Genomic DNA, 20163 nt, shown 5'->3' with positions numbered 1-20163 from the left:
AGCAGCGTCCCGAGCAGAGGAACCGCCGACATGACCTCCACCCTGGAGCCCCTGGACCAGCAGCCCTGGGAACCCGCCCTGTCGGTCCGTCAGATCCTCGGCCTGGAACGGGTGCTCGCCGGACAGCCCGAGGTGGTGGCCGGCGCACACCGACTCGACCGGCCCGTGCGCTGGGTGCATGTCGCCGAGGCCGCCGATGTCGGCGTGATGCTCAGCGGCGGCGAGATGGTGCTCACCACCGGCGTGCTGCTCGCCGGTGACGAGGACAAGCAGGGCGAGTACATCCGCTCCCTGCACCGCGCGGAGGCCTCGGCCGTCGTGCTCGGCCTCGGCCGCGCCTTCCCCGCCGCGCCGGAGGTGATGCGGCGGGCGGCCGAGCGGTGCGGGCTGCCCATGGTCGTCCTGCACCGCCCCTTCCCCTTCGCGGAACTGACCGAGGAGGTGCAGTCCCGGCTGCTGCGCCGCAAGTTCGCCGCCGTCAGCCTCTCCGAGGTCGTACGCACCGAACTGACCGGTCTGATCACCGCCGGCGCCCCGATGCAGCGCCTCCTCGACGAGGTGGCACGGCACGGCGGCTGTCCGGTCGTCGTCACCAACCTCGCCCACCGCGTCCTCGCCACGGCGGGGGAGCGGTCCGCCGTCGACGACGTGCTCCGGGACTGGGAGCGCATCGCCCGCCAGGCCGGCGCGGGCACGGCCGACGGCTGGATCCGCGCCGAGCTGAGCTGCCGCGGGGAGCGCTGGGGCCGGCTGGTGCTGTGCGGCTACCACGGTGACCGGGCCGCCGGACGACTGCTCGCCGACCGGGCCGCCGAGGCCCTCGTCCTGCACCGCATGCTCGCCGGCCACGGCGCGCAGCCCGGCGGCTCCTGGGACTCCTGGGAGGAGCAGTCCGCGCGGAGCCTGCTCACCGACCTGGTCAGCGGCGCCGTACCGGCGCGGCAACTGCTGCCCCGGGCGCGCGCCGCCGGACTGCCGGTCAACCGGCGGCTGTTCGTCCCGCTGGTCGTCCGCGACCGGGAGCCGGCCCGACTCGACCGGGTACTGCGGCTGCTGGGACTGCCGGGCATCGCCGCCGGGCTCGCCGACGAGCGCGTCGCCGTCCTGCTCAGTCTCGCCCCCGACCAGGACGCCAGGGCGCTGACCGCCCACTTCGCGGCCCGGCTGCGCTCGGAACCCGACTCCTCGCACGCCGTGGTCGCGGCGGCCGACGCCCGCACCGACTGGGACGACGTGCCCGCTGGCCTGCGCGAGGCCCAGCACGTCGCCGACGCCGTCGCCGACTCCGCCGCCGCCCTCGACCTGCCGCCCGTCGTACGCCTGCGGGACATCCACCTGCGCGGCCTGGTCCGGCTGCTGCGCGACGACCCGCACGTGCAGTCCTTCGCCGAGCGGGAGCTGGACGGACTGCTGGGCGGCCCCGAGGAGGACCTGCTGTCCGTGCTGCGCACCTACTTCGCCACCGGCCGCAACAAGTCCCGCACCGCCCAGCTCCACCACGTCTCCCGGCCCGCCCTCTACCGCCGGCTCGAGGCCATACAGGGCCGCCTCGGCGTGGACCTCGACGACTTCGAACAGGCCGCCTCCGTCCACATCGCGCTCCTCGCCCACGACGCACAACAGGGGTGACACCGTGCAATGCCCGACCCCTGCAGACGTGACACCGTGCCACTCAATCCGGCCATCCGCCGTTCCTAGGCTCTCAGCACACCGAGCGAGTGGAGGCAGAAGATGAGCCGAGTGATCCGCGCCGCGCTCTTCCAGACCACCTGGACGGGCGACAAGGAATCGATGATCCAGGTCCACGAGCAGGCGGTGCGCGACGCCGCCGCCCAGGGCGCACAGGTCCTGTGCTTCCAGGAGCTGTTCTACGGGCCGTACTTCTGCCAGGTCCAGGACCCCGAGTTCTACGCCTACGCCGAGCGCGTCCCCGACGGCCCGATCGTCGAGCGCTTCCAGCGGCTCGCCCGCGAGCACGGCATCGTCCTGGTCCTGCCGATGTACGAGGAGGAGCAGCCCGGCGTCCTCTACAACACCGCCGCCGTGATCGACGCCGACGGCTCCTACCTCGGCAAGTACCGCAAGACGCACATCCCGCAGGTCGAGGGTTTCTGGGAGAAGTTCTACTTCCGCCCCGGCAACTCCGGCTGGCCGGTTTTCGACACCGCCGTGGGCAAGGTCGGCGTGTACATCTGCTACGACCGGCACTTCCCCGAGGGCTGGCGGGCGCTCGGCCTCGAAGGCGCCGAGATCGTCTTCAACCCGTCGGCCACCTCGCGCGGCCTGTCCGGCTACCTGTGGCAGTTGGAGCAGCCGGCGGCGGCCGTCGCCAACGAGTACTTCGTCGGCGCCATCAACCGCGTGGGCGTCGAGGAGCTGGGCGCCAACGACTTCTACGGCACCTCGTACTTCGTGGACCCCGAGGCGAAGTTCGTCGGCGAGGTCGCCAGCGACAAGGAGAGCGAACTCCTCGTCCGCGACCTCGACATGGGCAAGCTGCGCGAGGTCCGCGACCGCTGGCAGTTCTACCGCGACCGGGCGCCCGGCGCGTACTCCCCGCTGACCGCGCCCTGACCCGCCGGGGCCCCTGACAGGAGGGAACAGCAGCATGAGCAGCCGTACCGTCATCCGCGGCGGCCTCGTCATCACCGCGTCCGACGAGATCCACGCCGACGTCCTCGTCGAGGACGGCCGCATCGCCGCCCTCGCCGCGACCGGCACCCCGGCCGCCGAGGCCTTCACGGCCGAGCAGGTCATCGACGCGAGCGGCAAGTACGTCATCCCGGGCGGCGTCGACGGCCACACCCACATGGAGATGCCCTTCGGCGGCACCTACGCCGCCGACACCTTCGAGACCGGCACCCGGGCCGCCGCCTGGGGCGGTACGACCACCATCGTCGACTTCGCCATCCAGAGCGTCGGGCACTCACTGCGCGAGGGCCTGGACGCCTGGCACGCCAAGGCCGAGGGCAACTGCGCCATCGACTACGGCTTCCACATGATCGTCTCCGATGTGGACCAGGGGACGCTCAAGGAGATGGACCTGCTGGTGGAGGAGGGGGTGACCTCCTTCAAGCAGTTCATGGCCTACCCGGGCGTCTTCTACTCCGACGACGGCCAGATCCTGCGGGCCATGCAGCGCGCCGCCGAGAACGGCGGCCTGATCATGATGCACGCCGAGAACGGCATCGCGATCGACGTCCTGGTCGAGCAGGCCCTCGCCCGCGGCGAGCGGGACCCCCGCTACCACGGCGAGGTCCGCAAGGCCCTCCTGGAGGCCGAGGCGACCCACCGCGCCATCAGGCTCGCCCAGGTGGCCGGCGCGCCCCTGTACGTCGTGCACGTCTCCGCCACGGAGGCGGTCGCCGAGCTGACCCGGGCCCGCGACGAGGGCCTGAACGTCTTCGGCGAGACCTGCCCGCAGTACCTGTTCCTGTCCACCGACAACCTCGCCGAGCCCGACTTCGAGGGCGCCAAGTACGTGTGCAGCACGCCCCTGCGGCCGAGGGAGCACCAGGCGGCCCTGTGGCGGGGGCTGCGCACCAACGACCTCCAGGTGGTCTCCACCGACCACTGCCCCTTCTGCTTCAGCGGCCAAAAGGAGCTGGGCCGCGGCGACTTCTCCAAGATCCCCAACGGGATGCCGGGCGTCGAGAACCGCATGGACCTGCTCCACCAGGCCGTCGTCGACGGGCACATCAGCCGCCGCCGCTGGATCGAGATCGCCTGCGCCACCCCGGCCCGCATGTTCGGCCTCTACCCGAAGAAGGGCACCATCGCGCCCGGCGCCGACGCCGACGTGGTCGTCTACGACCCGCACGCCGAGCAGGTCATCTCCGCCGAGACCCACCACATGAACGTCGACTACTCGGCGTACGAGGGCAAACGGATCACCGGCCGGGTCGAGACCGTGCTCTCGCGCGGCGAACCCGTCGTCACCGAACGGGAGTACACCGGGCGCAAGGGCCACGGCGTCTACACCCCGCGCTCCACCTGTCAGTACCTCAGCTAGGAGCCCCGCTCATGGACTTCGGACTCGTCCTGCAGACCGACCCGCCGGCCTCCCGCGTCGTCAGCCTGATGAAGCGGGCCGAGCACAACGGGTTCCGCTACGGCTGGACCTTCGACTCCGCCGTGCTGTGGCAGGAGCCGTTTGTGATCTACAGCCAGATCCTGGCCAACACCACGGAGCTGAAGGTCGGCCCGATGGTCACCAACCCGGGCACCCGCACCTGGGAGGTGACCGCCTCCACCTTCGCCACCCTCAACGACATGTTCGGCAACCGCACCGTCTGCGGCATCGGCCGCGGCGACTCCGCGATGCGGGTGGCCGGCCGCAGGCCCAACACCCTGGCCCGCATCAGCGAGGCCATGCGCGTCATCCGGGCGCTGGGCCGGGGAGAGGAGGCCGACCTGGGCGGCGGCACCGTCGTCAGGTTCCCCTGGACCAAGCCGGACGCCGAACTCCCGGTGTGGATGGCGGCGTACGGGCCCAAGGCGCTGAAGATGACCGGCGAGGAGGCCGACGGCTTCATCCTCCAGCTCGCCGACCTCTACCTCACCGAATACATGGTCAAGGCCGTCAAGGACGCCGCGGTGGCCGCCGGCCGCGACCCCTCCGAGGTGACGATCTGCGTCGCCGCCCCGGCCTATGTCACCGACGACGACTCGCCCGAGGCGCTCGCCCACGCCCGCGAGGAGTGCCGCTGGTTCGGCGGCATGGTCGGCAACCACGTCGCCGACCTGGTCGCCAAGTACGGGTCCGGCACCGGTGCCGTCCCCGACGAACTCACCGACTACATCAAGGCCCGTGAGGGCTACGACTACGCCCACCACGGGCGCAGCGGCAACCCCGACACCCAGTTCGTGCCGGACGAGATCGTCGACCGGTTCTGCCTGATCGGACCGGCCGAGAAGCACATCGAGAAGCTGACCGCCCTGCGTGCCCTCGGCGTCGACCAGTTCGCGCTCTACGACATGCACGACGCGCAGGAAGCCGTGATCGACGCATACGGGACCAAGGTGATCCCGGCCGTCAACGGCTGACTCCCCGAACGGTCGTCGACGGCCGGCCTCCCCGAACACCCCCTTCCCGCCCCGGCGGGAAGGGGCCAGGGCGCACCCCGCGCACCCCCCTCTCGGCACCGCCCGCACGGCCTCTCCCGACCCCTCGCACGATTGGCCTGCCCATGACCGACACCGCGCCCACGGCCATACCGCCGTCCGCCCAACGCACCCTCCCCGACGGGCGGGTGGAACTCGCCCCGGGCTCCCCGCCGCCGAGTGGCCGCTACGCCAACGACGACCTGCTGCCGGTCCCCGTCGGCAAGCGCACCTGGACCACGTACAACTTCTCCGCCCTGTGGGTGGGCATGGCCCACAACACCGCCTCCTGGACCCTGGCCTCCGGTCTGATCGCCGTCGGCATGGACTGGAAGCAGGCGGTCCTCACCATCGCCCTGGCCAATGTGATCGTGCTCGTCCCGATGCTGCTCACCGGGCACGCCGGACCGAGGTACGGCATCCCCTTCCCGGTGTTCGCCCGCGCCTCCTTCGGCGTCCGCGGCGCCAACCTGCCCGCCGTCGTACGGGCGTTGGTGGCGTGCGGCTGGTTCGGCATCCAGACCTGGATCGGCGGCGAGGCCATCTACTTCCTGGCCGGCAAGCTGATCGGCGACAGCTGGGCGAACGCCGGCACGGTCGGCGGCTACGCCTGGACGATGTGGCTGTCGTTCGCGATCTTCTGGGCCATCCAGGTCGCCATCATCTACCGCGGGATGGAGACCATCCGCCGCTTCGAGAACTGGGCGGCGCCCTTCGTCCTCGTCGGCGCGTTCGTGATGCTGTGGTGGATGAGCGACAAGGCGGGCGGCTTCGGCCCGCTCTTCGACCAGCCCTCGAAGCTGGGCTGGGGCGGCGACTTCTGGAAGCTGTTCTGGCCCTCCCTGATGGGCATGATCGGCTTCTGGTCCACGCTGTCCCTCAACATCCCGGACTTCACCCGCTACGGGAAGAGCCAGAAGGCCCAGACCCGCGGCCAGGCCCTCGGGCTGCCCACCACCATGACGCTGTTCGCCTTCCTGTCGGTGATGGTCACCTCCGGTTCACAAGCGGTGTACGGCGAGGCCATCTGGGACCCGGTACAGCTCGCCGCCAAGACGGACAACGTGGTGGGGCTGCTCTTCGCCCTCGTCACCGTCCTGGTGGCGACCCTCTCGGTCAACATCGCGGCCAACCTGGTCTCACCGGCCTTCGACTTCTCCAACGTCGCGCCGCGCAAGGTGAGTTTCCGCACCGGCGCGCTCGTCACCTGCGTGCTCGCCGTGCTGATCTTCCCGTGGAAGCTGTACTCCGACCCGCAGGGCTACATCTTCACCTGGCTCGGTCTGGTCGGCGGGCTGCTCGGCACGGTGGCGGGCATTCTCATCGCCGACTACTGGATTCTGCGCCGTGCGCGTCTCGACCTCGCCGACCTGTACCGGGCGGGCGGACGCTACTGGTACGACAAGGGCTGGAACTGGCGGGCCGTCGTCGCTTTCGTCGTCGGCGGTGTCCTGGCGGTCGGCGGCGCCGACTTCCACCCGCTGTTCGACGGCCGTCCGGTGCCGTTCCTGCGGTCGCTGGCCGACTACGGCTGGGCGGTGGGCCTGAGCACGTCCCTGGTGCTGTACCTGGCGCTGATGCTGCTTCCCGCCACCCGGCCCCGTACGGCGGCCGTACCGGCTCAGACCTGATCGTTGGTCAGGGCGGCCAGGGCTTCCTTGGCCGCCTTGATGGCACCCTTGTTGATCTCGGTGGTGCCGGGTGCCTTCTTCGTTTCGAAGTCGCTGCCGTTGTACGTGATCATCACCAGGGCGTTGGCCGCGCGGACCAGCACGGTGCCCTCGCGTGTCTGCTGCTTGTCCTCGGTGGTGAGGTTCACGACCGAGTAGGCCTCGTCGCCGAGCCCGGGGACCTCGCCGCCGCCGCTGCGGTCGGCGACCCGGCCCCGGTAGGACTCCTGCGCCGCCTCGTCCGAGCGCATCAGCTCGTAGGAGACGTTCGAGCCAGCGGTAGTCGTATCCCTACCGTCGAGATCCGTGTCACCGGCATCGAGCGGAAGATGTGGGCGGCGACCGGAGCGGCCGGCGCCGTCGGCGTGGCCGCCGGACACCTGATGCAGTTCCTGATCCAATAGCACCATCGCGGCTCCTCCCCCTGGGAGGACGGGGCCGCGATGGCATTTGTACCGATGGTGGGCCCACAAGGAAGGTCCCGCCCCATACTCTGGCAGTGCGACCTGTTCAGAGAGGGGCGAGAGCGTGCCTTTTGGGCCTACCCCGGACCCATACGCCGACCCACTGGTGTTCGGCCAAAGACTGCAGATCCTCCGCACCCGCCGTGGGCTCACTCGCGAGCAGCTCGGTGGACTCGCCGGCCGTAGCGGCTCGTGGGTGAAAGGCGTTGAGACCGGCCGGCTGAAGACGCCGAAGCTGGAGATGATGCTGCGGCTCGCCGAGATCCTGCGCGTACGGGACCTATCCGACCTCACAGGGAACCAGTCCGTGCACGTCGATCTCTTCACCGGCCCCGGCCATGCCCGCCTGCCCGAGGTGAAGGCGGCTGTTGACGCCTTCCCGCTCGGCGCCCGCCACGAGGCACCGTCAGCAGCGCACCTCCGCGCCCGCCTTACCCGGGCGTGGTCCGCCCGGCACTCCGCGCCGAATCACCGCGACGTCATCGGTGCCCTGCTGCCGGATCTGATCCGCGACGCGCAGGCCGCGGTGCGGCAGGCCGAGACGGTGGTGGACCGGCGGGCAGCGCACGCGGTCCTCGCCGAGGTCTACTCGCTGTCGCAGTTCTTCGTGTCCTACCAGCCGGACGCTGCCCTGTTGTGGCGGGTCTCCGAGCGTGGCCTGATCGCGGCACAGGAGTCGGAGGACCCACACGCGATCGGCGTCGCCGCCTGGCTCGCCGCGCAAGCGCACCGCGACAGCGGGCCCGCGCACTTCGACGCGGCTGACGAGGTCAACCTGCAAACGCTGGCCTACCTTGAACCGCTGCTCCCGGACGCGCCGGCCAACGTCCTCGCGATCGCAGGAGCCTTGACGTTCGAGGCCGGCTACACGGCGGCCCGGCGCGGGGCCACGGGCACGGCCTGGCGGTACTGGGACCAGGCCCGCGAGATGGCCGCGCGCCTGCCCGAGGGCTACTACCACCCGGTCACCTCGTTCTCCCAGGCCATCATGGGCGCGCACGCGGTCACGATCGCGGTGGAACTCCACCAGGGCGGGGAGTCGGTACGACAGGCCGCGGCCGCGGACGCCGTGGTGATCCCGTCGCGGCCGCGCAGGGCCCGGCACTGGATCGAGGAGGCCCGCGGCTACCAGCTCGATGGACAGCCGGACGTAGCCCTGGCGACGCTGGCACAGGCACACGAGGCCGCGCCCGAAACGATCCGGTACAACGGCTACGCGAAGCGCATCGTCTTGGAGGAGACCGAGGCGAAGAGCCCGGCCCGCCGGCGCCGTGCCTCAGACCTCGCGGTCAAGCTCGGCCTGCTCGCTGCGTAATCGAGGGGGTACAAACTGTGCCCCTGCCGGTGGTGGCCCGCTTCTACGGTCACGGGTGTGAGACGGATCACTGTGACCGTGGAGGCCCGACCATGACCGACGATAGCCTGCGCGCTCTTCGTCCCGTTCAGCCCTCACCAGGCGTGCTTGTGCGCCCTGTTGCCGACCGGCAGCGTGCGACCGCCCACTGGCTGGCGTCAACGGTGCGTGATCCGCGCCGCGCCATGCTGGAGTGGGAGCAGCAGGGGCTCGCGATGCTGCCCCTTGGGACCCTTTTCTCAGCCGTGCGGCTGCCGCTGTGCCTGGTCCTCGCCGTCGCCGGCGGGCGGGGCCCGTCGCGCCACGTCGACGTGTTCCTCGACGAGGCGCTGGAGGGCGGCCCGGTCATCTGCGACCCGCGCTGGGAGCGGTACTACGCTCTCGTCCCGGGGAGCATGCCTGTGACGTGGCACCAGGCGGCCGACGAATGGCGCGCGATGGATGTCGACTGTCTCGGCCGCGACACCCTCCTTGGTGTCCCGCGCGTCGACCTGGTCGCGTACGACCGGAGCATCCCCGCGGCGTCGTACTGGTCGGTGCCGGTGGCCTCGGCCGCGATGCTGTGCGCACCGCTCGCGGTCGCGCGGCTCATCGCCGCCGGGCGGCACCAACTGGCCGAGCAGGGCGCGGACGAGGAGGCGCCGGCGTGAAGCGGGACCCCCGTCTGTACGTCTACCTCGGCGTCCTGGCGGTGCTGGCCGGACTGCTGGTCTGGGGCATCGTCTCCTGCGGCTGCTGACCACGCCGCCCTCAACTCCCGCCCAGGCCGGGCAGCCGGACAAGTTGCCCCGACCCGGGCGGGTCATCCCCATCCGCACCCAGCGAAGGAGATTCCGTGACCATACCTCCGGGCCCCACACCGCCGCCCGCTGTGGCGCTGCCCGCCCTCGTGCGCATGCTCATCACCGACGCCCAGTTCGCCGGCGTCCGCGGCACCGTCATGGACGCCAACCCGGGCATGGCCGAGGAGATGGCCGGCCGGATCGTCGACGAGGGCCTCAAGTTCGTGGCGGCCTGCGCGACGAACCCGGGCGTGGGCCTGGCTCCGTCGCGGATCGTCGACGAGGGCTGGCACGCCCTGATCCTGCACACCCACATGTATGCCGAGCTGTGCGAGCGGCTCGGCGGCGAGGGCACGTTCGTGCATCACTCCCCGGGCCACGACCCCACCAGCTACGACCCGCCGATCCTGGACCGGACCCGCGAGACGATCGCGGCGCTCGGCTGGGAGGCGGACCCGGAGCTGTGGGGGCCGCCGTCCGACGAGACCCTCGTGTCGGTGGCGGCGAAGTGTCAGCACGCACCGGAGTGCACCATCATCATCACGCCCAAGCCGAAGCCCGGGGCGGCGTAGCCTGCCCGTGAAGGGAGGCACTGTGTCCGAATGGATCGACCCGCGCTACGCAGACCTGGTCGCGGCGTGGAAGCGCACGCAGCGACCAGAATCGCGTAACCCGCAGGAACCGCGGCCCGTCCGGGGATTCGTTACCCCGCCCAAGTCGTAACCAGCAGCACCCGAAGCCCCGGTCGACGCTCCGAGGAGGGAGCCTCGACCGGGGCTTACCTCATGTCCCGCCCAGCGGTACCACACTGGGTCTCACAGCAAGCGCGTTGCGGCGAGGCCATCTGGGACCCGGTACAGCTCGCCGCCAAGACGGACAACGTGGTGGGGCTGCTCTTCGCCCTTGTCACCGTCCTGGTGGCGACCCTCTCGGTCAACATCGCGGCCAACCTGGTCTCACCGGCCTTCGACTTCTCCAACGTCGCGCCGCGCAAGGTGAGTTTCCGCACCGGCGCGCTCGTCACCTGCGTGCTCGCCGTGCTGATCTTCCCACGGTGGCGGGCATTCTCATCTCGCCGGCCGGCGGCCGTACCGGCTCAGACCTGATCGTTGGTCAGGGCGGCCAGGGCTTCCTTGGCCGCCTTGATGGCACCCTTGTTGATCTCGGTGGTGCCGGGTGCCTTCTTCGTTTCGAAGTCGCTGCCGTTGTACGTGATCATCACCAGGGCGTTGGCCGCGCGGACCAGCACGGTGCCCTCGCGTGTCTGCTGCTTGTCCTCGGTGGTGAGGTTCACGACCGAGTAGGCCTCGTCGCCGAGCCCGGGGACCTCGCCGCCGCCGCTGCGGTCGGCGACCCGGCCCCGGTAGGACTCCTGCGCCGCCTCGTCCGAGCGCATCAGCTCGTAGGAGACGTTCGAGCCAGCGGTAGTCGTATCCCTTGAGCGCGTTCCAGGAGCAGGTGCGGCGCACCGTGGTGTCGGTGGACGGGATCTCCTTGCCGGCCGTCTTGGCGCCCGGCACCAGCGAGGTGACCGTCTTCGTGGCCAGGCTCTCGCAGGGAGCCGGGGCGGCGGCGTACGTCTTCGTCACCGCCTGCGTCGCCGGCGCGGAGGCGGAGGGCTCGGCGGTCTCGGGCGGCGTCGGCTCCTTCGCGGCCGACGGCGTGGCCGGCCCGGACGACAGCGCCCAGCCCGCCGTGGCGAGCACGGCGACCGGCGCCAGACGCGCGGTCAGGGCGAGCGGCAGGGGAAGAGGACGCACGGCGCACTTCTCGTGGGGGATGGTGCGGAGGGGCCCGCACAGCGGACGGGGACGTCAGTCTCACACGAGTCCCCGTGGGGCGGAAGAGCGAACTCGGTGCGTGGCCGCGCGGTGACTCAGACGAACCGGAATGCCGGGCGCCGGGGGGCGGGGGCGGGTGGTCAGGGCACCCTCGCGGTCCACTCGGGGGAGGAGAACTTCGTACGGGCCAGCTCGTGTGCGCGCGTCAGCTCGTCGTCGGTCACCTTTCCCCGGGTCAGCCCGTAGCGGGCGCCGAAGGAGGAGATCATCCGGTCGATCACGGCCTCGCGGGCCAGTCCGGTCTGCCGGCGCAGCGGGTCCACCCGCTTCTTCGCGCTCTTGATGCCCTTGTCGGACAGCTTCTCCCGCCCGATGCGCAGCACTTGAAGCATCTTGTCGGCGTCGATGTCGTACGACATGGTCACGTGGTGCAGCACGGCGCCGGGGCCGCCCCCGGGCCCCACGACCCGCTTCTGGGCGGCGCCCGCGATCTTGCCCTGGTCGGTGGCGATGTCGTTCAGCGGCTGGTACCAGGCGCGGATCCCCATCTCGCCGAGCGCGCCGAGCACCCAGTCGTCGAGGTAGGCGTAGCTGTCCTGGAAGGAGAGCCCGTGCACCAGCGCCTCCGGCACGGACAGGGAGTAGGTGATCGTGTTGCCGGGCTCCACGAACATGGCGCCGCCGCCGGAGATCCGGCGCACCACCTCGATGCCGTGGCGCGCGGCGCCCTCGGCGTCCACCTCGTTGCGCAGTGACTGGAAGCTGCCGATGATGACCGCGGGGGCGCCCCACTCCCACACCCGCAGCGTCGGGGGACGCAGGCCCGCGGCGACCTCGGCCGTCAGCACCTCGTCCAGCGCCATGTGCAGGGCCGGGGACTGCGGGCTCTCGTGGATCAACTGCCAGTCGTAGTCCGTCCAGTCGGTGGCGTGCGCGAGGGCGCGGCGCACGGCGACGGCGACGCCCTGCGAGGTCAGCCCGTACATCACGGTGCCCGCGGGCAGTGCCGCGTCGATCCGCGCGGCGAGTCCCGCCGCGTCGGTGTCCGCCGGGGCTCCCTCCAGCGCGCGGTTCATGGCGTCCAGGGCCTCGTCCGGTTCCAGGAAGAAGTCGCCCGCCACGCGCACGTGCCGCAGCACGCCGCCCTCGGCCTCCATGTCCACCACGACCAGCTTGCCGCCGGGGATCTTGTATTCACCGTGCACCGTTGTGCCTCCGTTTCAGCCTTCGGGCACAACAGCGGCGCCCGCCGGTGTGTTCCCGCCCGCTCCCGCGCCGCGGTCGCCGGCGGGCACGGTCAGCCGTACCTCGGTGCCGCCCTCCGGCGCCGGTCCGACGGACAGGTCGGCGCCGATCAGCAGGGCCCGTTCCCGCATGCCGCGGATACCGGCCCCCTCGACCTCGGCGGAGCCGTCGAACCCGCGGCCGTCGTCGCGCAACCGGAGTTCGACGGCGTCACCGGCCCGCGCCAGGGTGAGGACCACCAGGCGGGCGTCGGCGTGCCGGGCCACGTTGGTCAGGCTCTCCTGGGCGACGCGGTACACGACGAGGTTCGCGTTGTCGCCGAGGTCGGGCAGGCCGCAGGCGATGTCGTGGCGCACGGTGAGCGAGGGCCCGGTGAACTCGTCCGCGAGGGACTTGAGGGCGCTGGTCAGACCCAGCTCCTCCAGGACGCCCGGGAGCAGCCGGCGGGCGATGCGGCGGATCTCGTCCAGGCCGGCCCGGGTGGTCTCCTGCACCTGTGAGAGCTGCTCGCGTACGGAGTCCGGCGCCCGGTCCGCGACCCGTTTGAGGTCGAGCAGCACGGCGGCGAGGGTCTGCCCCACCTCGTCGTGCAACTCCTGGGCCACCCGGTGGCGTTCCGACTCCTGCGCGCTCAACGCGCGGGCGGCACTCAGGGCGCGCTCGGCCTCCAGCCGGTCGAGCATGGTGTTGAAGGTGGTGATCAGCTCGGCGATCTCGCTGTCGCCGTCGACCTGTGTACGCACCCGCGGCCGCAGCAGATCGGTCGTGGTCATGGCGCGCGCGAGATGGCGCAGCGGTCCCAGCCCGACGCGCAGCAGCAGGACGTTGGCCACCAGTATCACCGCCAGGCCCACCGTGAGGATCGCGGCCTCGGTGAGCAGCACCGGCGTCGACACGGTGACCGGTCCCAGCAGCAGCGCGGTGGCGGCGACCAGCACCACGGCGTTGAACAGCGAGATCCTCCAGAACAAGGGCACCCCGTACCGCCTCTCCGACGCCGCCCCTGCTCCGACCGTCGTCTTCCGTGTCCGTCGACGACCTGCCCCGCCGGGTCCGCCGGCGGCGGCCGCGTCCGGGCAGTCATCAGCAACAGCGTCGGTGACGGCAGCCCCGCTGTCCATCGGTGCCGACACCCATTTCCCGCCCTTTTCGGCCATGACTACAGGCCGCGCCCTCCCGTATCTGGGTGCCGTCCCCGATTGCGGGCGCCGGTCACCGGGACGAGGGTGTAAGGCGCCCATCCCGGCCCAGCGGGCGTCCTGCGGCACACCTGCCGTCCGGGACGCGAGAGGAGCCGGCAGCCATGAAGGCAGTGCCGCCGAAGCAGTGCGAGGACGAGGAGGCCACCGACCTCGGCCCGCCCATGCCGCCGCCCGCGCCGGAGATGGCCCGCCACCGCGCGCGGGAGGGCCGGTGAGTCTCACGACGTGGTCGGCCGTGGCGGTGTTCGTCGTCGTCTACGTGCTGATCGCCACGGAGTGGGTGAACCGGGTCGCCGCCGCGCTGGGCGGCGCGGTGGTGATGCTGCTGATCGGCGCGACCGACGCCGAGCACGCCTTCTTCTCCGAACACGCGGGGATCGACTGGAACGTCATCTTCCTGCTGCTCGGCATGATGCTGATCGTCGCCGTGCTGAAACGGACCGGGGTCTTCGAGTTCGTCGCGCTGTGGGCCGCGCGGCGGGCCCGCGGCAGACCGTACCGGCTCATGGTCCTGCTGACCATGGCCACCGGCCTCATGTCGGCCTGGCTGGACAACGTCACCACCGTGCTGCTGATCGCGCCGGTCACCATCCTGGTGTGCCGGCGCCTCGCGCTGCCCGTCGTCCCCTACCTCATCGCCGAGGTGATGGCCTGCAACATCGGCGGGGCCGCCACCCTGATCGGGGACCCGCCCAACATCATGATCGGGTCACGTGCCGGGCTGTCCTTCAACGACTTCCTGTTCCACATGACCCCGATCGTCATGGTGCTGCTGATCACCTTCATCCTGATGAGCCGGGTGATGTTCCGCGACGCGTTCCGCTACGACCCCGAGCGCGCGGCGTCCGTCCTCGAACTCGAGCCCCGCGAGGCCATCAAGGACGCCCGGCTGCTCGCCGTCAGCGCTGTGGTGATCGTCGCCGTGATGGTCTGCTTCGTCCTGCACACCGTGCTCCACCTCGAACCCTCGGTGGTGGCCGTCAGCGGCGGCCTGATCCTGCTCGCCGTCTCCCGGCTGCGCCCCGCCGACGTGGTCAAGGACGTGGAGTGGCAGACGCTGGCCTTCTTCTCCGGACTGTTCGTCATGGTCGGCGCGATGGTGCACACCGGGGTGATCGGCGAGCTGGGCGAGGCGGCGGCCCAGCTGGCGGGCGGCAATCTCCCCGGGACCGCGGCGGCCCTGATCTTCGGCTCCGTCGTGCCGTCCGCGATCATCGACAACATCCCGTTCGTCGCCACGGTCAGCCCGATCGTCTCCGAGATCGTCGACGCGTCGGGCGGCGCCGGTGAGGCGGGGATGCTGTGGTGGGCCTTCGCCCTCGGCGCGGACCTCGGCGGTAACGCCACGATCATCGCCTCCTCGGCCAACGTCGTGGTCGTCGGCATCGCCGAGCGGGAGGGCCATCACATCACCTTCTGGCAGTTCAGCCGCTACGGGCTCGTCGTCACCGCGGTCACCGTCGTGCTGGCGGCGGCGTACATCTGGCTGCGCTACTTCGCCCTCGCGTGAGCGTGAGCACGGGCACGAGCACGAGCGATCCGGCACCTGCCCGGTGCCGGTTAGCCTGACCGCATGCGTGTCACCAGGGAGTTGCCGGCACTCGCCGCCGGCGAGGTGGACGTGCCCTTCGTCATCAAGGGGTACGAGGAGGTCGTCGCCGCCGACACGGCCTGGAACGAGCACTCGCACCCGTGGCACGAACTGCTCTGGAACGAACACGGCGCGTCCACGGCCGTGGTGGGCTCCCAGGTGTGGTGCATCACCCCGGCGCTGGGCCTGTGGATGCCCGCGGGACAACTGCACTCCGCCTCCGCGGTCGCCGGCACCTCCTACCGCGCCCACTTCTTCCGGCACGGCACGGTGTCCGCGCTGCCCGACGTGCCGGTGGCCGTCGACATCACCCCCCTGCTCCGGCTGCTGCTGGAGCGGCTCGGGCAGGCGGACCTGCCGCCGCGCTCCCGGGCCGTCACGGAGGCCATGGTGCTCGACGTCATGCGGCCCTCCACCCAAGCGCTGCTGGTGCAACTGCCCACCTCCGCGCTGCTGCGGCCGATCGTGGACGCGGTCCGGGCCGACCCCGCCCACCAGCGCACGCTGACCGGCTGGGCCACCGTCCTCGGGTGCAGCGCGCGCACCCTGACCCGGGCGTTCCGGACCGAGACGGGCACGAGCTTCGCCCGCTGGGTGGCCACGGTCCGGGCCCAGCACGCCGTGCAGCTGCTCTCCCGGGGGTTCGAGGTGGACGTGGTGGCCGACGCGGTCGGCTATCGCTCGGCGAGCGCGTTCGGGGCGGCCTTCCGGCGGACGACGGGCACGACACCGGGCAGGTTCCGGGCGCGCTGAGGCGGCCCGCCGCGGCCGGACCGTCCCGCTGTCCCGATCGCTACAAGCTCTGTCGAAAAGGCTCGATTGATGCGCGCGCACCGACTCTCTACGCTGTGCAGGCAAGCCTTACCTAACTTCCCCTGTGCAAGTGCGGTGCCCGCTCCACGACGCCGAGTCCGCTGTCCGGACGTGCGAGCCCGGCACCCCGGACCGAGAGTGAAACCCGGGTCGATGAGAACACCCCGCCTTCGCGTGCTCGCCCTCGCGGCGGCCCTCCTGCTCGGCCTCACCGCCTGCGGCGGCCAGGACGACGACACGAACGACAGCACCGCCGCCGGTGGCGCCGCCACCGACGGCTCCGGCCGGTTCCCCGTGACGATCAAGCACGCGCTCGGGACCACCGTCATCAAGTCCAAGCCCCAGCGCGTCGCCACCGTGAACTGGGCCAACGACGAAGTGCCGCTCGCCCTCGGCGTCGTCCCCGTCGGCATGGCCAAGGCCAACTTCGGCGACGACGACGGAGACGGCGTACTGCCCTGGACCGAGGACCGGCTCAAGGAACTCGGCGCCAAAACACCGGTGTTGTTCGACGAGACCGACGGCATCGACTTCGAGGCCGTCGCCGACACCAAGCCGGACGTCATCCTCGCCTCGTACTCCGGGCTGACCGAGCAGGACTACGAGACGCTCAGCCGGATCGCCCCCGTGGTGGCCTACCCCGAGGCCGCCTGGGCGACCCCGTGGCGCGACATCATCCGCCTGAACAGCAAGGCCATCGGCCTCGCCGACGAGGGCGACGCGCTGATCGGCGACCTGGAGGGGCAGATCACCAAGACCGTCGCCAAGTACCCCCAGATCAAGGGCAAGTCGGCGATGTTCATGACCCACGTGTCCTCCAAGGAACGTCAGTGAGGTCGGCTTCTACACCACCCACGACACCCGCACCCAGTTCTTCACCGACCTCGGGATGAAGATCCCGGCCAGCATCTCCGAACCGTCCAAGGACACCAAGAAGTTCGTCCTCACCAAGAGCGCCGAGCGCATCGACGACTTCAACAACGTCGACATCGTCACCGGCTACGGCGACGACAAGGGCGAACTCCTCAAGGCCCTCAAGAGCGACCCGCTCACCTCGAAGCTGACCGCCGTCAAGCAGGACTCCGTCTACCTGCTGCCCGGCAGCACCCCCCTCGCGACCGCCGCGAACCCGACCCCGCTGTCGATCCCGTACGTCCTGGACGACTACGTGAAGGCACTCGCCCAGGCCGCGGACAAGGCCGCGTGAGCGCCACCCAGACCCTGCGCGCGCCGAACGCCCCCCTCCCGGTACGGCGTTCGGCGCGCGTCCGCGTGATCTGGCTCCTCGTGCTCGCCGCGGTCCTGCTCGCCGTCATGACGGCCTCCCTCGCCCTCGGCTCCCGCAACGTCGCCTGGTCCGACGTGTGGTCGGCGCTCGGCGGGGCGCAGCACACCCTGGAGGAGGCGGCCGTCGCCAAACGGGTGCCGCGCACGCTCCTCGCCGTCGTCGTGGGCGGCGCCCTGGGGCTCTCCGGCGCGGTCATGCAGGGCGTCACCCGCAACCCGCTGGCCGACCCCGGCATCCTCGGCGTCAACATGGGCGCCTCCCTGGCCGTGGTCACCGCCATCGCCCACTTCGGCCTCTCGTCGGCGTCCGGGTACATCTGGGTGGCGATGACCGGGGCGGCGCTGACCGCGGGGTTCGTCTACGCCGTCGGCTCCCTGGGGCGCGGCGGGGCCACCCCGCTGAAGCTGGCCCTGGCTGGCGCCGCCATCTCGGCCGCGCTCGCCTCGCTGGTCAGCGCCGTCGTACTGCCCCGCAACGACATCTCCGACACCTTCCGGCTGTGGCAGATCGGCGGCGTGGGAGGCGCCTCCTACGCCCAGCTCGGCAGCGTCGTGCCCTTCCTCGGCGCCGGGTTCGTGATCTGCCTGGCCTCCGCCCGCGCCCTGGACTCGCTGGCACTGGGCGACGATCTGGCCGCCGGACTCGGTGAGCGGGTGGCCCTCGTCCGGGCCACCTCGGCGCTCGGCGCGGTCGTGCTGTGCGGCGCGTCCACCGCGGTCGCCGGACCGATCGGCTTCGTCGGTCTCGTCGTACCGCACGCCTGCCGGCTCCTGGTCGGTGTCGACCACCGCTGGCTGCTGCCGTTCGCCGCGCTGAGCGGCGCCGTCCTGCTGACGGCCGCGGATGTCGTGGGCCGGGTCGTGGCACGGCCGTCCGAGATCGACGTGGGGATCGTCACCGCGCTGGTCGGCGCCCCCTTCTTCATCCACATCGTCCGCCGGCAGAAGGTCAGGTCCCTGTGAACGCCCCCGCCGTCAGCGGCTCGTCCACGCTGCGGGCCGTCACCCGCGCACGGGTGCGCGGCGCGTACCGGCGGCGGCTCATCGCCCTGACGCTGCTGGTCCTCGTCGTCGCCGCGTTCGCCACCACCCTGATGGCCGGACACACCTTCTACCCGGCCCACGACGTGCTGCGCGTGATCATGGGCGAGGACGTGCCGGGCGCGTCCTTCACCGTCGGCAGGCTCCGGCTGCCGCGGGCCGTGCTCGCCCTGACCGCCGGATTCAGCTTCGGCATCGCCGGTGTCACCTTCCAGACGATGCTCCGCAACCCGCTCGCCAGCCCCGACATCATCGGCATCAGCTCCGGAGCGAGCGCGGCGGCGGCCGTCGCCATCGTGACCTTCTCGCTGGGCGAGACCCAGGTGTCGGCCCTCGCGATAGCCGCCGCGCTCGGGGTGGCCCTGCTCGTGTACACCCTCGCGTTCCGCGACGGGGTCGCCGGCACCCGGCTCATCCTCATCGGCATCGGCATCTCCGCCCTGCTCGACAGCGTCACCTCCTACGTCCTGTCGCAGGCCGCCGAATGGGACCTCCAGGAGGCGATGCGCTGGCTCACGGGCAGCCTCAACGGCACCTCCTGGCGGCAGACCGCGCCCACCGTCCTCGCCGTGCTCGTGCTCGGCCCGGTACTGCTGTCCCAGGCCCGCAACCTGAGCGCGCTGAGCCTCGGGGACGACACGGCGTCCGCACTCGGCGTCCGCGTCGAACGCACCCGCGTCGTCGTGATCGTCGCGGCCGTCGGGCTGATCGCGTTCGCGACGGCAGCCGCCGGACCGATCGCCTTCGTCGCCTTCCTCTCCGGGCCGATCGCCGCCCGGCTGACGGGAACCGGAGGATCGCTGCTGGTCCCCGCCGGACTGGTCGGCGCCCTGCTCGTCCTGGTCGCCGACTTCACCGGCCAGTACGCCTTCGACACCCGCTACCCCGTGGGCGTCGTCACCGGAGTGCTCGGCGCGCCCTACCTCGTCTACCTGATCGTCCGCACCAACCGGGCCGGAGGCTCACTGTGACCGCGTCCCACACCCTCGCCACCGAGGACCTCACACTCGGCTACGGCGACCGCGTCGTCATCGAGGGCCTGGACCTGGACCTCGCGGCCGGGCGGATCACCGTGATCGTCGGCGCCAACGCGTGCGGCAAGTCGACGCTGCTGCGCTCGATGTCCCGGCTGCTCGTGCCGCGCGCGGGCCGCGTCGTCCTGGACGGCAAGGAGGTCCACCGCACCCCCGCCAAGGAACTCGCCCGCACCCTGGGCCTGTTGCCCCAGTCGCCGGTCACCCCCGAGGGCATCGCGGTGCTGGACCTGGTCGGCCGGGGCCGCCACCCCCACCAGCGGGCCTTCTCCCGCTGGACGGCCAAGGACGACGCCGCGGTCGCCGACGCGCTGGAGGCCACCCGGACGACCGACCTCGCGGACCGGGCGGTCGACGAACTCTCCGGAGGCCAGCGCCAGCGCGTGTGGATCGCGATGGCGCTGGCCCAGCAGACCGACCTGCTGCTGCTCGACGAGCCCACCACGTTCCTCGACATCAGCCACCAGATCGAGGTCCTCGACCTGCTGACCGACCTGAACCGGACCCGCGGCACCACGATCGTCATGGTCCTGCACGACCTCAACCTCGCCGCCCGCTACGCGGACCGGCTCATCGCCCTCGCGTCCGGCCGGCTGCACGCCGCCGGAACCACCGAGGAGGTGATGACCGAGGCCACGGTCCGGTCCGTGTACGGCATGGAGAGCCGCGTCATCGAGGACCCGGTCTCCGGCAAGCCCCTCGTCCTGCCGATCGGACGCCACCACACGACGGCCGCCGCACCCGTCACCCGGAGCACCGCGTCCGGCAACTCCGGTGCCAGGAACACGAAGTAGGG

15 protein-coding genes and 4 pseudogenes are annotated in these 20163 nt (G+C 71.4%); 15 read left to right on the top strand and 4 right to left on the bottom strand.

The features are described from left to right. Positions 1–30 precede the first annotated feature (30 nt). The 5 genes from AC4IHM_RS05265 (at position 31) to AC4IHM_RS05245 (ending at position 6734) form a co-directional block, all read left to right on the top strand. Positions 31–1629, top strand: a complete 1599-nt coding sequence (locus tag AC4IHM_RS05265; RefSeq protein ID WP_490865912.1) for a PucR family transcriptional regulator — start codon at positions 31–33, stop codon at positions 1627–1629. Positions 1630–1731: 102 nt separating this feature from the next. Continuing rightward, positions 1732–2574 (top strand): nitrilase-related carbon-nitrogen hydrolase, encoded by an 843-nt coding sequence (locus AC4IHM_RS05260; protein WP_490865911.1) that lies wholly within the window; start codon positions 1732–1734, stop codon positions 2572–2574. Positions 2575–2608: 34 nt separating this feature from the next. After that, positions 2609–4012 (top strand): dihydropyrimidinase, encoded by a 1404-nt coding sequence (hydA, locus tag AC4IHM_RS05255; RefSeq protein ID WP_490865910.1) that lies wholly within the window; start codon positions 2609–2611, stop codon positions 4010–4012. Between the two features lie 11 nt (positions 4013–4023). Further along, positions 4024–5046, top strand: coding sequence for a TIGR03842 family LLM class F420-dependent oxidoreductase (locus AC4IHM_RS05250; RefSeq protein WP_490865909.1), 1023 nt, complete (start codon positions 4024–4026; stop codon positions 5044–5046). Between the two features lie 143 nt (positions 5047–5189). Further along, a complete protein-coding gene (locus tag AC4IHM_RS05245; RefSeq protein WP_490865908.1) occupies positions 5190–6734 on the top strand; it encodes an NCS1 family nucleobase:cation symporter-1 in 1545 nt (514 codons plus the stop codon). Here AC4IHM_RS05245 and AC4IHM_RS05240 read toward each other — a convergent pair. Beyond that, positions 6725–7064, bottom strand: a pseudogene (locus AC4IHM_RS05240) (hypothetical protein); the annotation flags it as partial. The gene AC4IHM_RS05245 and the pseudogene AC4IHM_RS05240 sit on opposite strands and share 10 nt — an antisense overlap. A gap of 237 nt (positions 7065–7301) precedes the next feature. Here AC4IHM_RS05240 and AC4IHM_RS05235 point away from each other — a divergent pair. From AC4IHM_RS05235 to AC4IHM_RS05220, 4 genes and pseudogenes are all read left to right on the top strand, one after another. Then, the gene (locus tag AC4IHM_RS05235) at positions 7302–8552 is read left to right on the top strand and encodes a helix-turn-helix domain-containing protein (RefSeq protein ID WP_490865907.1); all 1251 of its coding nucleotides are present in this window, start codon (positions 7302–7304) and stop codon (positions 8550–8552) included. A gap of 92 nt (positions 8553–8644) precedes the next feature. Beyond that, entirely contained in the window at positions 8645–9241 is a 597-nt protein-coding gene (locus AC4IHM_RS05230; RefSeq protein ID WP_490865906.1) for a hypothetical protein, read from the top strand. Positions 9242–9486: 245 nt separating this feature from the next. Continuing rightward, a complete protein-coding gene (locus AC4IHM_RS05225) occupies positions 9487–9945 on the top strand; it encodes a glycine-rich domain-containing protein (protein WP_490870767.1) in 459 nt (152 codons plus the stop codon). Positions 9946–10194: 249 nt separating this feature from the next. Continuing rightward, positions 10195–10443, top strand: a pseudogene (locus AC4IHM_RS05220) (cytosine permease); the annotation flags it as partial. A gap of 26 nt (positions 10444–10469) precedes the next feature. On the opposite strand, the pseudogene AC4IHM_RS05215 reads toward AC4IHM_RS05220, so the two are convergent. The 3 genes and pseudogenes from AC4IHM_RS05215 to AC4IHM_RS05205 form a co-directional block, all read right to left on the bottom strand. Continuing rightward, positions 10470–11133, bottom strand: a pseudogene (locus AC4IHM_RS05215) (hypothetical protein). Positions 11134–11294: 161 nt separating this feature from the next. Continuing rightward, positions 11295–12359: a lipoate-protein ligase LplAB gene (lplAB, locus tag AC4IHM_RS05210; RefSeq protein ID WP_490865905.1), complete on the bottom strand. Its 1065-nt coding sequence runs from the start codon at positions 12357–12359 to the stop codon at positions 11295–11297. A 15-nt stretch (positions 12360–12374) separates the two neighbouring features. Then, entirely contained in the window at positions 12375–13376 is a 1002-nt protein-coding gene (locus AC4IHM_RS05205; RefSeq protein WP_490865904.1) for a HAMP domain-containing sensor histidine kinase, read from the bottom strand. A gap of 436 nt (positions 13377–13812) precedes the next feature. On the opposite strand from AC4IHM_RS05205, the gene AC4IHM_RS05200 reads away from it, so the two are divergent. The 6 genes and pseudogenes from AC4IHM_RS05200 (at position 13813) to AC4IHM_RS05175 (ending at position 20161) form a co-directional block, all read left to right on the top strand. Beyond that, positions 13813–15111 (top strand): ArsB/NhaD family transporter, encoded by a 1299-nt coding sequence (locus tag AC4IHM_RS05200; protein WP_490865903.1) that lies wholly within the window; start codon positions 13813–13815, stop codon positions 15109–15111. Positions 15112–15174: 63 nt separating this feature from the next. Then, a complete protein-coding gene (locus AC4IHM_RS05195; protein ID WP_490865902.1) occupies positions 15175–15945 on the top strand; it encodes a helix-turn-helix transcriptional regulator in 771 nt (256 codons plus the stop codon). 213 nt (positions 15946–16158) lie between these two features. Beyond that, positions 16159–17212 (top strand): annotated as a pseudogene (locus tag AC4IHM_RS05190) (iron-siderophore ABC transporter substrate-binding protein). After that, positions 17209–18255, top strand: a complete 1047-nt coding sequence (locus AC4IHM_RS05185) for a FecCD family ABC transporter permease (protein WP_490865901.1) — start codon at positions 17209–17211, stop codon at positions 18253–18255. Before AC4IHM_RS05190 ends, AC4IHM_RS05185 begins: the two are co-directional and overlap by 4 nt. Next, positions 18252–19304, top strand: a complete 1053-nt coding sequence (locus AC4IHM_RS05180) for a FecCD family ABC transporter permease (RefSeq protein ID WP_490865900.1) — start codon at positions 18252–18254, stop codon at positions 19302–19304. The genes AC4IHM_RS05185 and AC4IHM_RS05180 overlap by 4 nt, the downstream gene beginning before the upstream one ends. Continuing rightward, a complete protein-coding gene (locus AC4IHM_RS05175) occupies positions 19301–20161 on the top strand; it encodes an ABC transporter ATP-binding protein (protein WP_490865899.1) in 861 nt (286 codons plus the stop codon). The genes AC4IHM_RS05180 and AC4IHM_RS05175 overlap by 4 nt, the downstream gene beginning before the upstream one ends. Positions 20162–20163: the final 2 nt, after the last annotated feature.

The organism is Streptomyces sp. SL06 (assembly GCF_058244745.1).
This window is presented reverse-complemented; position numbering and strand designations above follow the sequence as displayed.